13 protein-coding genes are annotated in these 13,004 nt (G+C 72.3%); 6 read left to right on the top strand and 7 right to left on the bottom strand.

All coding sequences use genetic code 11. The features are described from left to right. The first annotated feature begins 104 nt into the window (after nt 1–104). Both ABIC52_RS06705 and ABIC52_RS06700 read left to right on the top strand, forming a co-directional pair. Entirely contained in the window at nt 105–1,448 is a 1,344-nt protein-coding gene (locus tag ABIC52_RS06705) for a M23 family metallopeptidase (RefSeq protein WP_126892175.1), read from the top strand. A 51-nt stretch (nt 1,449–1,499) separates the two neighbouring features. Next, a complete protein-coding gene (locus ABIC52_RS06700) occupies nt 1,500–2,336 on the top strand; it encodes an exodeoxyribonuclease III (protein ID WP_126892176.1) in 837 nt (278 codons plus the stop codon). A gap of 228 nt (nt 2,337–2,564) precedes the next feature. On the opposite strand, the gene ABIC52_RS06695 is transcribed toward ABIC52_RS06700, so the two are convergent. Next, entirely contained in the window at nt 2,565–3,488 is a 924-nt protein-coding gene (locus ABIC52_RS06695; RefSeq protein WP_354026930.1) for an AEC family transporter, read from the bottom strand. 179 nt (nt 3,489–3,667) lie between these two features. Between ABIC52_RS06695 and ABIC52_RS06690 the strand changes: the two genes are divergently transcribed. From ABIC52_RS06690 to ABIC52_RS06680, 3 genes are all read left to right on the top strand, one after another. Next, complete coding sequence (locus ABIC52_RS06690; RefSeq protein WP_126892178.1) at nt 3,668–4,261, top strand: nitroreductase family protein; 594 nt, start codon at nt 3,668–3,670, stop codon at nt 4,259–4,261. A gap of 86 nt (nt 4,262–4,347) precedes the next feature. Beyond that, on the top strand, nt 4,348–4,773 hold the full coding sequence (locus tag ABIC52_RS06685) for an acyl-CoA thioesterase (RefSeq protein ID WP_354026929.1): 426 nt from the start codon (nt 4,348–4,350) through the stop codon (nt 4,771–4,773). Between the two features lie 29 nt (nt 4,774–4,802). Then, nucleotides 4,803–5,561 (top strand): HAD-IIB family hydrolase, encoded by a 759-nt coding sequence (locus ABIC52_RS06680; protein WP_354026928.1) that lies wholly within the window; start codon nt 4,803–4,805, stop codon nt 5,559–5,561. Nucleotides 5,562–5,663: 102 nt separating this feature from the next. On the opposite strand, the gene ABIC52_RS06675 is transcribed toward ABIC52_RS06680, so the two are convergent. Next, nucleotides 5,664–6,287 carry a phosphoribosylanthranilate isomerase gene (locus ABIC52_RS06675; protein ID WP_354026927.1) on the bottom strand — a complete coding sequence of 208 codons (624 nt, stop codon included), beginning with the start codon at nt 6,285–6,287 and terminating at the stop codon, nt 5,664–5,666. Between the two features lie 42 nt (nt 6,288–6,329). Then, the gene (locus tag ABIC52_RS06670) at nt 6,330–7,382 is read right to left on the bottom strand and encodes a serine/threonine-protein kinase (protein WP_161972660.1); all 1,053 of its coding nucleotides are present in this window, start codon (nt 7,380–7,382) and stop codon (nt 6,330–6,332) included. A 201-nt stretch (nt 7,383–7,583) separates the two neighbouring features. Between ABIC52_RS06670 and ABIC52_RS06665 the strand changes: the two genes are divergently transcribed. Next, entirely contained in the window at nt 7,584–7,787 is a 204-nt protein-coding gene (locus ABIC52_RS06665; protein ID WP_058729617.1) for a hypervirulence associated TUDOR domain-containing protein, read from the top strand. Nucleotides 7,788–7,791: 4 nt separating this feature from the next. Here ABIC52_RS06665 and ABIC52_RS06660 read toward each other — a convergent pair whose 3' ends face one another. The 4 genes from ABIC52_RS06660 to ABIC52_RS06645 form a co-directional block, all read right to left on the bottom strand. Further along, a complete protein-coding gene (locus tag ABIC52_RS06660; protein WP_354026926.1) occupies nt 7,792–8,580 on the bottom strand; it encodes a DedA family protein in 789 nt (262 codons plus the stop codon). 313 nt (nt 8,581–8,893) lie between these two features. Next, nucleotides 8,894–11,023 carry a PTS fructose transporter subunit IIABC gene (locus ABIC52_RS06655; protein WP_209825231.1) on the bottom strand — a complete coding sequence of 710 codons (2,130 nt, stop codon included), beginning with the start codon at nt 11,021–11,023 and terminating at the stop codon, nt 8,894–8,896. Between the two features lie 93 nt (nt 11,024–11,116). After that, nucleotides 11,117–12,142 (bottom strand): 1-phosphofructokinase family hexose kinase, encoded by a 1,026-nt coding sequence (locus ABIC52_RS06650; protein ID WP_354026925.1) that lies wholly within the window; start codon nt 12,140–12,142, stop codon nt 11,117–11,119. Beyond that, nucleotides 12,139–12,927, bottom strand: a complete 789-nt coding sequence (locus tag ABIC52_RS06645) for a DeoR/GlpR family DNA-binding transcription regulator (protein ID WP_354026924.1) — start codon at nt 12,925–12,927, stop codon at nt 12,139–12,141. The genes ABIC52_RS06650 and ABIC52_RS06645 overlap by 4 nt, the downstream gene beginning before the upstream one ends. Nucleotides 12,928–13,004 lie beyond the last annotated feature (77 nt).

Below are 13,004 nucleotides of genomic sequence, written 5' to 3'. Positions count from 1 at the left end.
GGGCTCCTCCAGGGCGGATCGCGGCACCCGGAGCCGTCGGGAGTTCTCCACAGGCGGCGCGGCGGCGTGTCGAGTCGGCTGTACGGATGTATAGGCTCGACCCCGTGACTCGCTCCACCAGCCACCGCGTCCCGCGCCCCGCTCTCCGTCTCCGCATCGCTGCCACCGGCCTCGCCCTGGCCGGCCTGCTCGCGACGGTGCTCGTCGACGCGCCGAGCGCGAGCGCCGCGAAGTACCCCTCGTGGGACGAGGTCCTGGCAGCACGGGGCCAGGAGTCCGCGAAGCAGGAGCAGATCACGCAGATCCGCGGCATCATCTCCGGCCTGTCGGACCAGGTGCAGGCTGCCGAGGCCGAGGCGAAACGCCTCGGTGACGACTTCTTCGCGGCGCAGGGCAAGGCGCAGGAAGCCGCCGAGACCGAGCAGAAGCTCCGCGCCGAGGCCGACGAGCACGCCGAGATCGCCGAGCGCAGCGCGTCGCAGGCGGGGCAGTTCGCGGCGCAGATGGCACGACACGGCGGTGCGGACGTGACGGCGTCGGTCCTGGCCGAGGGCGAGGGAGCCCGCGACCTGCTCTACGACCTCGGTGCGCTGAGCAAGCTCTCGGAGCAGGCCGAGCGGGTCGAGGCCGCCGCGAGTGCCGATGCCTCGGTCGCCCGGTCGCTGACCGCGCAGGCCGACCGGGCGTCGCAGGCGCTCGAGGAGCGCGCTGCCGAGGCCGAGCGCACGATGCAGGCCGCCCAGGCCGCTGCCGACAAGGTCCAGGCCGCGTACGACGAGCAGCAGGAGAACAAGGCGCGACTCGACGCCCAGCTCGCGACCCTGACCTCGGGCCGTGTGCGCACCGAGGCCGAGTTCGCCGAGGGCGAGGCGGTGCGCAAGGCGGCTGAGGAGAAGGCCCGGCAAGAGGCCGAGGCTGCGCGACAGCGCGAGATCCAGCGTCAGGCTGCAGCCGCAGCCAACCGCGGCGGCGGCGGTGGCGGGGCGCCTGCTCCGGCTGCCGGCGGTGGCGGTGGCGGCGGGGTCGGTTCCGGCTCCGGCACCGGCTGGGTCCGCCCCGGCGGCGGGTACGTCATCAGCCCGTACGGGTACCGCGTCCACCCGATCACCGGTCGCGTCACGAAGCACGACGGCCTCGACCTGACGAGCGGCTGCTCGACGGCGATCGTCGCGGCCTCGGCGGGCACGGTCGAGTACGTCGGCTGGTACGGCGGGTACGGCAACTACGTCCGGATCAACCACGGCGGCGGCGTCGCGACGGCCTACGGCCACATCGTGAACGGTGGCTTCCGGGTGTCGCCCGGCCAGCGGGTCTCCGCCGGGCAGCTCATCGCCCTGGTCGGCTCGACGGGCAACTCGACCGGGTGCCACCTGCACTACGAGGTCCACATCAACGGCGCCACGACCGACCCCGCGCCGTTCATGGCGGCGCGCGGCGTCCGCTTCTAGGCGGGAGGGCGCGCGAGCAGCGTGCCAGCCGCCACCGGTAGGTTCGATCCCATGCGCGTCGCGACCTGGAACGTGAACTCCGTCCGCACCCGAGTGGGCCGGATCGTGGACTGGCTGGTGCGCGAGGACGTCGACGTCCTCGGCATGCAGGAGATCAAGTGCAAGCCGGAGCAGTTCCCGGTCGAGGCGTTCGAGGCCGCCGGGTACCAGGTCGAGGCACACGGGCTGAACCAGTGGAACGGGGTCGCGTTCGCCAGCCGCCTGCCCATGGAGGACGTCACCCGCGACTTCCCCGGCCAGCCCGGGTTCCTCAAGGGTCACGAGGGGCCGGACCTGCCAGTCGAGGCCCGCGCGATGGGTGTCACCGTCGACGGCGTCCGACTCTGGAGCCTCTACGTCCCCAACGGCCGCGAGCTCGGCGACCCGCACTACACGTACAAGCTCGACTGGCTCGCGCAGCTGGCCGACCGCACGACCGAGTGGCTCGAGGCCGAACCGGACACCCCGCTCGCGCTGATGGGCGACTGGAACGTCGCACCGCTCGACCAGGACGTCTGGGACGTCCGGGTGTTCGAGGGCGCCACGCACGTCAGCGAACCGGAGCGCGACGCCTTCCGGGAGTTCGAGGCCCGCGGCCTGCAGGACGTCGTCCGCCCGCTGGTGCCCGAGGGCTACACGTACTGGGACTACAAGTCGCTCCGCTTCCCCCGCAACGAGGGCATGCGCATCGACTTCGTCCTCGGTTCGCAGGCGTTCGCGGACGTCACGGTCGGCGCGACGATCCACCGCGACGAGCGGAAGGGCGACGCCCCGAGCGACCACGTCCCCGTGTCGGTCGACCTGGACCTGGAGACCTCGCTCGACGACGACCGCCCGATGATCTTCTGACGCCGGCGCGGCTCCGGCCGCACGTCGGGACGGCTCCGGCCGGACATCGGCGCGCCGCGAGGGCCCTGGGCGCACGGGCGCAGCTGCGCCGAGCGGGTACGACATGCCGCGCGCCGGTCACCCGTCGGGCTCGATCGGTCGCTCGAAGCCGTCGAGCGTCACAGGAGTGGCCCGCTCGGCACTCCCGCCGCTCCTCCGTCACGCGGGACCCGGTCGCCCCGCCCGCTGCTACGGGTGCAGGAGCGCGGCGATGACGACCAGGACCGGCACGGCACCGATCGTCGAGACGAGCACCACGTCACGCGCGACCGCGACGGCCGCCTGGTAGCGCTGCGCGTAGTTGAACACGTTCTGGGCCGCCGGCAGCGCACCGAGGGTGGTCAGGACGAACACGTCCTGGTCGCCGAGCCCGAAGACGAACCGGGCGACGACGAACGCCACAGCCGGCATCACGAGCAGCTTCAGCGCAGAGGCCACGAGCACGTCCGGCCGGGTGGCACGGTCCCGCAGCGGCGTCGCTCCGTGCAGGCTCAGGCCGAAGGACAGCAGCACGACCGGTACCGCAGCGGCGCCGACGAGCGAGAACGGCTCGAGCACGGGCTCCGGGATCTCGAGCCGCAGCGCGGAGCACACGAGCCCGGCGAGCGAGGCGATGATGATCGGGTTCCGGAAGGGTCCGGCGACCCGTGACCGCCACCCGCCACCGCCCGACGTGGCCGCGTCGAGCACGGTCAGCGCGAGTGGGGCCAGCACGACGAGCTGCAACAGGATGACGGGCACGACCGCGGTGGCCTGGCCGAGCACGTAGACCGCGACCGGCAGGCCGATGTTGTTGGCGTTGACGTAGCCGGAGGCCAGCGCACCGACCGTGGTCGTCGCGACCGACCGCCGGAGCACCAGCCGGAACAGCACGACGGCGACGAGCCCGACCGTCACGGCACTGACGAGCGACACCCACAGCATCGGTGACACGAGCGACTCGATGTGCGCCGTGGCGATGGTGTGGAAGAGCAGGCACGGCATGAGCACGAAGAACGCGAGACGGCTCATCACGAACTGTGCGTGCGGTCCGAGCAGGCGGACGCGGCCGACCAGGTACCCGGCGGCGATGATCGCGCCGATGATCGCGAACCCCGTCAACACGCCACCCATCGCGTCCCATCCTCGCAGCCCGGAGCCGCGGTCGGCGACCAGGACGGCAACACGTGCAGCACGAGCCGCGCAGCCGCACGCGCGAGCACGCGAGCGCCCACGCCCCTGCCCCGCCCCCGCCCACATGTGACGTCACTCAGGACGGAAATGCGTACGCATCGACTACCGTTGCAGCCACCATGACCTCGACGCCCGAGACGCTCACCCGTTCGACCGACTCCAGCCAGCCGCTCGTGCCGCTGCTCGAGGAGCGCTGGAGCCCGCGCTCCTACGACGACACCGCGACCGTGACCGACGCCCAGCTCGACGCCGTCCTCGAGGCCGCTCGCTGGGCCGCGTCCGCGATGAACCACCAGCCGCGCCGCTTCATCGCCGGCCGCCGCGGGACCGACACCTTCGCGAAGATCAACGACAACCTGCTCGGCTTCAACGCCGCGTGGGCCTTCCGCGCCAGCGCCCTGGTCGTCGGCATCCTCGAGACCACGACCGAGGACGGCGAGGAGCGCCCGTTCGCCCAGTACGACCTCGGACAGTCCCTCACAGCGCTGACCGTCCAGGCGCACGCCGAGGGCCTCCACGTCCACCAGATGGCCGGCATCGACGCCGAGGGCCTGCGCGCCGCCTTCGACCTGCCCGAGCGCTTCCTGCCCTACACGGTGACGGCGATCGGGACGGTGGCCGACCCGTCGCAGCTCGACGACAAGGCTGCCGAGCGCGAGGTCGCCCCGCGCACCCGCCTGCCCCTCGACGAGGTCGTCCTCGTCAAGGAGTGACGAGGACGCAGCAGCGCCCCACCGCGCAGCAGCGCCGCACGACGGCCGGATCCCGACGGGACCCGGCCGTCGTACCATGTACGGACATGGATCAGCAGCAGCAGCCCGAGATGAACTTCACCACCCGCAAGTGGGTCCGCCCCGAGGACCTCAACGCGAACGGCACGCTGTTCGGCGGCAGCCTGCTCCGCTGGATCGACGAAGAGGCCGCCGTCTACGCGATCATCCAGCTGGGCAACGGCAAGGTCGTCACGAAGTACATGTCCGAGATCGTCTTCGTGTCGGCGGCGCGCGAGGGCGACATCGTCGAGATCGGCCTCGTCGCGACCCGGTTCGGCCGCACCTCGTTGACGATGCGGGCCGAGGCACGGAACCTCTTCACGCACCGCAGCATCGTGACCATCGACGAGATCGTCTTCGTGAACCTCGACGACGACGGCAACCCGGCGCCGCACGGCTGGACGGACATCACCTACGCCCGCGACCGCGTCCCCGCCGCACACCGCGCCTGACGGAGGCGGCAGCTGACAGAATCGGGGGCATGACCACGCCCCGCCTCGTCGCCTTCGACCTCGACGACACCCTCGCCCCGTCGAAGTCCCCGCTCGACCCGCGCATGCTCGAGACGTTCGCCGAGCTGCTCGCCACCGTGCCGGTCGCGGTCATCTCGGGCGGCAACTTCCAGCAGTTCGAGCAGCAGCTCGTGCTCCCGCTCCGCGAGCGTGCGGGCCTCGTGCTCGACGACCTGCACCTGCTGCCGACCTGCGGCACGGCGTACTACCGCTGGTCGGGGTCGGACTGGGCGCTGCAGTACGCCGAGGACCTGACGGACGACGAGAAGGCCCGCGCCCTCGCCGCGGTCGAGGCGCAGGCGAAGGAGGCCGGCTACTGGGAGTCCGAGACCTGGGGCGAGATCCTCGAGGACCGCGGCTCGCAGATCACGTTCTCGGCGCTCGGCCAGGCTGCTCCGGTGGACGTCAAGAAGCGCTGGGACCCGACCGGCGAGAAGAAGGACCACCTGCGCCGCCTCGTCCAGGCCGAGCTCCCCGACCTCGAGGTCCGCTCCGGCGGGTCGACCAGCGTCGACATCACCCGCAAGGGCATCGACAAGGCGTACGGCATGCGCCGCCTCGCCGAGCTGACCGGCATCGCGCTCGACGACATGCTGTTCGTCGGCGACCGGCTCGACCCGGAGGGCAACGACTACCCGGTGAAGGCGCTCGGGGTCCCCTGCCACGCGGTGGAGGGCTGGGAGGACACGGACGCGTTCCTCACGGAGCTCATCCCCACCCTGCAGTGAGCCCCCTGCGCTGACGCGCTCACGGACGGACGGGAGGCCCGGTGCCAGCTGGCACCGGGCCTCCCGTCCGTGTCGTGGTGACGTCGCGCGTGCGCGTGCGCGTCAGGGGATGCTGCGGACCGCCTCGACGAAGGAGCGGATCTTCGCGGCGTCCTTGACGCCGCGCTCCGACTCGACGCCGCTCGACACGTCGACCCCGTCCGGGTCGAGGGCCTGCACGGCGGCGACGACGTTGGCGGGCGTCAGACCGCCGGCGAGGATCCAGGCCTCGTCCACGCGGCCTGCGAGCGTCGACGGATCGACCAGCGTCCCGCTGCCCGGCACCGCGGCGTCGAGCAGCAGCAGGTCGTGGTCGTACTCCGCGCGCTGCTCGACGGTCTCGCGCAGGTAGTCGTCGGCGGAGACGGCGCGGATGGTGAAGAACCCGGCGTCACGGGCGCGGGCGAAGTCGCTGACCGACTCACGGCCGTGCAGCTGCAGGGTGGTGAGCCCGACCTCGGACGCGATGCCCACGACCTCGTCGATCTGCTGGTCGCGGAAGACGCCGACGGCGTCGATGCCCTCGGGCACCCGCTCGACGAGCTCCTTCGCGAGGTCGGCCGTCACGGTCCTGGGGCTGCCGGCGGCGAAGACGAACCCGACCGCGTCGGCACCGGCGTCCACGGCGGCGTCCACGGTCTCGGGCGTCGACAGGCCGCAGATCTTGATCCAGCGCTGGTCGGTCATGTCACCATCCTGCCAGGGACCGCCGTCCCCGGACGGACGCGCTCAGTGCAGGGTTCCCGCGACGTAGGCGGCGGCGCACGCGGCGAGCACGCCGAACGTCGCGAACGAGCCCACGAGCACGTTCCGACGACGCCAGCGTCGCACCGCGGTGAAGGTGCCACGCTTGGCGTGCTTGTGCGCCGCGCGGTGCAGCTTGTGGTCGCGCTTGTGCTTCGTGCGCTCCGGACCGAGCGGGACCGGGCCGGTGACCTGCGTCGACCCACCGCGCAGCGCGTTCGCGATCGCCACGGCCGTCGGGCGCCTGGCCGGGTCGCGGTGGGTCATCTTGGCGAGCAGGTCCTTCCACTCGGCACCGACCTCCGCGGGGACCTGCGGGTCGTTCCGGAGCCGCGCGAGGGCCGCCTCGATGAGCGTGCCGGAGTACTCCTGCTTGCCGGTCAGCGACTCGAGCAGCACCAGGCCGAGCGAGTAGACGTCGGTGGCGAACCCGATCGGCTCACCCGCGACCTGCTCGGGGCTGAGGTACGCCGCGGTGCCGATGATCGTGCCGTCGTTGGTCAGGCGGGAGCCGTCGACGAAGTGTGCGACGCCGAAGTCGGTGAGCTTGACCGAACGGGCGAAGCCGGACGCGCCCTCGTCGTTGATCAGGATGTTCGCCGGCTTGACGTCGCGGTGCACGATGCCGCGCGAGTGCACGTACGCCAGGGCGTCGGCGAGCTGCGCACCGAGGTCGGCGACCTCGTAGTTGTGCAGCGCACCGCCCGCGAGCCGCCGGAGCAGCGTCGTGTCGGCGATGAGCTCCATCACGATGAAGCGGTGCGGCCCGTCCTCGAACTCGTGGGTCCCGGCGTCGTAGAGCGGCACGAGCCCCGGGTGCGAGAGCATGCTGAGCAGGCGGATCTCGCGCTCCTGGCGGACGCGGTCGGCCGTCGTCATCGAGTCCGGCGTCGCGAAGAGCTTCACGGCGACGAGCCGGTAGGTGTGCTCGTCGCGGGCCTCGTACACGGACCCCATGCCACCGGTACCGATGAGCCTGACGAGCCGGTAGCGGCCGGAGAGGACCGTGTCGGCTCGTGCGCTGTCGACCAGGGTCATGCTGCACGTCGTTCCGTCTGGAGCCATCGGGGACCGCGGCACACGCCGGCGAACTGACTCGCGGTCAACGGTACGCGTCCCACCTCGATCCCGCAGGGGCGTTACGACATCGTGATGGGGGACAGATGCCCGTGGATCCGCGGATCTCCGGGGGTAGCGTCCGGGTCCACGCAACCACACCGACTACGCAAGGAGGACATCGTGGCGCTGTCGAAGGGCGACGAGGTGCACTGGAACACCTCGCAGGGCAAGACGACCGGCAAGCTCGTCGAGAAGAAGACGAAGGACTTCACGTTCGACGGTCAGGACTTCAAGCCGACGGACGACGACCCGTACTGGATCATCGAGTCGGAGAAGTCCGGCAACAAGGCCGCCCACAAGGAGTCGGCCCTCACGAAGAAGTGACCCGTCAGTCGTTCGCGGACGTCGCACGACGGCGTCCGCGGGCGGCTCCGGTCGTCTGCGCGTCCTGCCCCGCCGACCGCCGCTCCGTCGATCGCCGCTCTGCCCGCTCGGCGCGGACTCGGCGGATGCGTCGGACCACGAAGGTGACGACCACGACAGCGATCGCCACGTAGAGCACGCGGTCGATCCACTCGGTGTACTGCTCGACCTTGTCGTACTGCGTGCCGAACGCGGCACCGAGCAGCACGAGCGCGCTGTTCCAGATGCCGCTGGCGATGATCGTGAAGGCCGAGAACGGCACCAGGTGCATCCGGTCCGCACCGGCGGGCAGCGAGATCAGGCTGCGGACGATCGGCACGAAGCGGCCGAAGAAGACGGCGCTCTTGCCGTGGCGGTGGAACCAGTCCGCCGCCTTGCGGAAGTCGTCCTCGTCGACGAGCGGCAGCCGTCCGAGCAGCCGCACGGTCCGCTCGAACCCGATCACCGCGCCGAGCCAGTAGAGGACGAGCGCGCCGAGGTACGACCCGAGCGTCGCCAGCACCAGCACGAGCACGAGGTTCATCTGCCCGGCGCCGGCCAGGAAGCCCGCGAGGGGCAGGATGACCTCGGACGGGATCGGCGGGAACACCGTCTCGACGAAGAGCATCAGTGCGACGCCCCACTCCCCCAGCGCGTCGATGAGCTGCAGCACGAAGCCCGACAGGCCACCGAGGTCCTCGGTGCCCTCCGGCCGGGAGCCCGCGGCAGCGGTGGTCACGGTCAGGGTCGGCGGCAGCGTGAGGGCGGTCGTCATGCCACGAGTCTCCCTGAGCGTCCTGACAGATCGCGGTGCGCGTCCGCGCAAGCGTCGGACGCCGGCGTCTCGCCGAGACGCCCCTGTCCGGCCGTCGTCGGTGCCGCTCCCGAGACGCCGGCGTCGGACCGAGACGCCTCGTCCCCGCCGAGACTCCCCCGGATTCCGCGGCGTCTCGGCAGCAGGCCGGCCTCTCGAGGAGACGCCGGCGTCTTGCGGAGACGTCGGCCGCAGGGCCAGACCCGCCCCGACGACGGACGGGAGGCCCGGTGCCAGCTGGCACCGAGCCTCCCGTCCCAGGTGGTGACGACCGCTACACGGCGGCCGGCGCGCGCTGCCCGACCGTCTCGCCGGCCACCGCTGCCTGCTCCGCGGCCACGGACTCGGCGGCGGGCGACTTGCGCACCCACTTCTTCAGGGCGACCAGGACCAGCGCGGAGACGACCGTGCCGGCCAGGATCGCGATGACGAACATCGCGATGTTCCCGATGGCGAAGAAGACGAAGATGCCGCCGTGCGGAGCACGCGAGGTCACACCGGCCGCCATCGAGATCGCACCCGTGACCGCGGCACCGACCATCGACGCCGGGATGACGCGCAGCGGGTCGGCCGCGGCGAACGGGATCGCACCCTCGGAGATGAACGAGGCACCGAGGAGCCACGCGGCCTTGCCGTTCTCGCGCTCCGGCTTCGTGAAGCCCTTGCGGTAGAGCACGGTCGACGCGAGGGCCAGGGCCAGCGGCGGGACCATGCCGGCTGCCATGACGGCGGCCATGATCTCGAACGGCACGACGTTGCTCGCCGTGCCGGCACCGAGCCCGGCGACGGCGAACGAGTACGCCACCTTGTTGACCGGACCGCCGAGGTCGAACGCCATCATCAGGCCGAGGATGATGCCGAGCAGGATGACCGAGGCGCCGTTGAGCGAGTTGAGCCAGTCGGTGAGCTGGGTCATGAGCCAGGCGATCGGGCCGCCGAGCACGAGGAGCATGAGGCCGGAGGCGATGATCGACGCGAACAGCGGGATGATCACGACCGGCATCAGGCCACGGAGCCAGCGCCAGGTCGGGATGCGGCCGATCCAGTACGCGGCCGCACCGGCGATGAGACCACCGACGAGTCCGCCGAGGAAGCCGGCGTTCATGAACACGGCGATCGACCCGGCGACGAAGCCCGGCGCGATGCCGGGTCGGTCGGCGATCGCGTAGGCGATGTACCCGGCGAGGGCGGCGACGAGGAACCCGAGGGACACCCCGCCGATCTGGAACGCGGCGGCGCCGAGGTAGTAGCCGAGGCCCTCCGGCGGCAGGTTCAGCAGCGTGTAGTTCGTCAGCGTGTAGACAGCGTTGTTCTGCCCGGAGTCACCGTGCTGCAGCGCGATGCCGTAGCCCGAGAGCAGGAAGCCGAGGGCGATGAGGAGTCCACCGCCGGCGACGAACGGGATCATGTAGCTCACGCCGGTCAGCAGCCAGCGCTTGAGCGCCTGGCCGAAGTGCTCGTCGGCCTTGTTCGACTCGGAGGCGGTCGCGGCGCCGCCCTGCACGCGGGCGGCGTGCGGGTCGTCGGCGGCGCGGATGGCCTCGGCGATCATCGCGTCGGGCTCGTCGACACCGCGCTTGACCGGCCCGGAGACGAGCGGCTTGCCGGCGAAGCGGCTGCGGTCGCGGACGTCCACGTCCACCGCGAACACGACGGCGTCGGCGCGGGCGATGAGCGCCGGGTCGAGCGGCTCGACCTGCGAGGAGCCCTGGGTCTCGACGTGCATCTCGGCGCCGGCGCGCTCGGCGGCGGCGACGAGGGCGTCGGCCGCCATGTAGGTGTGCGCGATGCCGGTCGGGCAGGCGGTGACGCCGACGATGACCTTGCGTGCGCCGGTGGCGCCGCCGGTCGCGCCGCCGGCTGCTGCGGCCTGCGCGGGCTGCGTCGCGGTCGGACGGGAGGCGCTGCTCGCGTTCCCGACACCGGCTGCGGCGACCTCGCCGCCAACCTCGCGCTGCACCAGGTCGACGACCTCCTGCGGGGTCGAGGCGGCGCGGAGCGCGGCGGTGAAGTCCTCGCGGATGAGCGCCCGGGCGAGGGTCGACAGGACGGTGAGGTGGTCCTTGTCGGCACCCTCGGGCACGGCGATCATGAAGACGACGTCGGCGTCCCCGTCCGGCGCACCGAACGGCACCTTCCGGGCGAGGCGCGAGAACGCCAGGGTCGGGCTCGACACCGAGGCCGACCGGGCGTGCGGGATCGCGATGCCGCCGGGCACACCGGTGCCGACGCTCGCCTCGCGCTTGATGGCGTCCTCGGCCAGGGTGGCGCCGTCGGCCGCGCGGCCGGTCGCGGCGACGCGGTCGGCGAGCACGCGGATGACGTCGGACGACGTCGCGCCGAGGTCCTCGTCGAGGCCGACGAGCTCGGCGCTGATGAGGCGCTGCGTCGTGTCTGCGGACATGGGGTTGCTCCTTTGCAGTGGCGCCGTGGCGCGGGCAGTGCTGGTTCGAGGGGTGGTGCTGCGGGGGTCGTGCAGTGGTGCGGTGGGGTCCGGTCAGGCGATCGGTGCCGGGACCTGCGTCGTGTGCAGGGTCCGGACGGTCACGCTGCCGGGGTCGGTGTGGTCGAGGGCGGGGACGTCGCTGCCGGGCAGTGCGGCTGCGGCGGCTCCGGTGGCGACGGCCTGGGCGAGCCGCTCGGCTGCCGAGGCACCCGCCACCTCGGCGAGCAGGTAGCCCGCCAGGGACGAGTCGCCGGCGCCGACGGTCGATCGGGCGGTGATCCGCGGTGCGGCGGCGACGTGGCTGCCCGCACCGGAGACGAGCACGGCACCCGCGCTGCCCAGGGTGAGCAGGACGGTGTCGACGTGCTTGTCGCGCAGGCGGTGCGCGGCGGCGACCGCTGCCTCCAGGTCCTGCTCGTACACCTCGGGGTCGCCGCCGACGACCTCGGCGAGCTCCTCGGCGTTCGGCTTGACCAGGTCGATCCGCTCCCCCGACTGCAGCAGTGCGGTGAACGGGACGCCGGACGAGTCCACGGCGATCCGGACGTCGTCACCGTGGCGCGAACGCACCGCGCGGACGAGCACGGCGAGCGCGTCGTCGGGCAGCCCGGGCGGCAGGGACCCGGCGAACACCACCCAGCGGGCGGCCGGGCCGGTCGGGGTGGGACCGGCGGCGTCGGCGACGAGCGCGGCGAGGTCGTCCATGCGTCCGGCGAGCGAGGGGCCGGGCTCGTTGAGCTTCGTCGTCGTGCCGGTCGGCTCGGTGACGGTGACGTTCGAGCGGAGCGGGGCCCCGATCGGCAGGGCGGCGGTCGGGATGCCCCGGGTCGCGAGGCCGAGCAGGACGGGGTCGAGCTCGTCGCCGGGCAGCACCGCGAGGGTGTCCCCACCGCTCGCGACGACGACCCGGGAGACGTTGACGCCCTTGCCGCCGGGCTCGGCCGTGGTGCGGACGGCACGCTGCACGGCGCCGCGCTGGAGTTCGCCGGCGAGCTCGATCGTGCGGTCGAGGGACGGGTTCGGCGTCACGGTGACGATGCGGGTGCTGTGCTGGACGGTGCCGTTCTCGGGTCTCATGCGACCACGACCTCCACGTCGGCGTCGGTGAGCGCGCCGGCGAGGTCTGCCGGGGGCTCCTGGTTGGTGACGAGGGTGTCGACCTCGTCGAGGCGGGCGAAGCGCATGAGCGCCTCGACCCCGTGCTTCGCGGCGTCGGCGAGCACCACGCTGCGGCGGGCGGCGAGCACGTAGGCGCCCTTCACAGCGGCCTCGTACTCGTCGGGCGTGCTCAGGCCGAAGCCCGCGGACAGGCCGTTCGTCCCGACGAAGGCGATGTCCGGGCGGAGCGCACCGATCTGCTGGACGGTGGCCGTGCCGACGGCGGCGCTCGTGACCCCGCGCACCCGGCCGCCGAGCAGGTGCAGCTCGACGTGCTCGCTGTGCTGCAGGGTGGCGGCGATCGGCACCGAGTTCGTGACGACGGTCAGGGTCGCGCCGGGGGTCGCCGGCTCCCACCGGACGAGTTCGGCGGCGACGGCGGCGCAGGTGGTACCGGCGTCGAGGGCGATCGAGCCGGTGAATGTCGCCGGCACCAGGTGCATCGCGGCGCGGGCGATCGCGGTCTTCGCGGTGCCGTGCTGGCCCTCGCGCTCGGCGACGCTCAGCTCGACGACGCTGGAGCGCCCGGCCGGCACCGCTCCCCCGTGCACGCGGCGCAGGACACCAGCGGTCTCGAGGGCGTCGAGGTCGCGGCGGACGGTCTCGGTGGTGACGTCGAAGTGCTCGGCGAGGTCGGCGACGGACACCCGTCCGGCGGACTGCAGCGCGGCGGCGATCGCGTCTTGCCGCTCCGTTGCGTACATGCCCGAACTCCTTCGTTCCCGTTGGTTTCAGGAACTGTACGTCCGAAAGCCACACGAACGCAACCGTTCCGTCACAG

The sequence above is a fragment of the Curtobacterium oceanosedimentum genome, from assembly GCF_040545555.1.
Lineage (GTDB): Bacteria > Actinomycetota > Actinomycetes > Actinomycetales > Microbacteriaceae > Curtobacterium.
The sequence above is the reverse complement of the archived record's forward strand: the minus strand, read 5'-3'. Positions and strand labels throughout refer to the sequence as shown.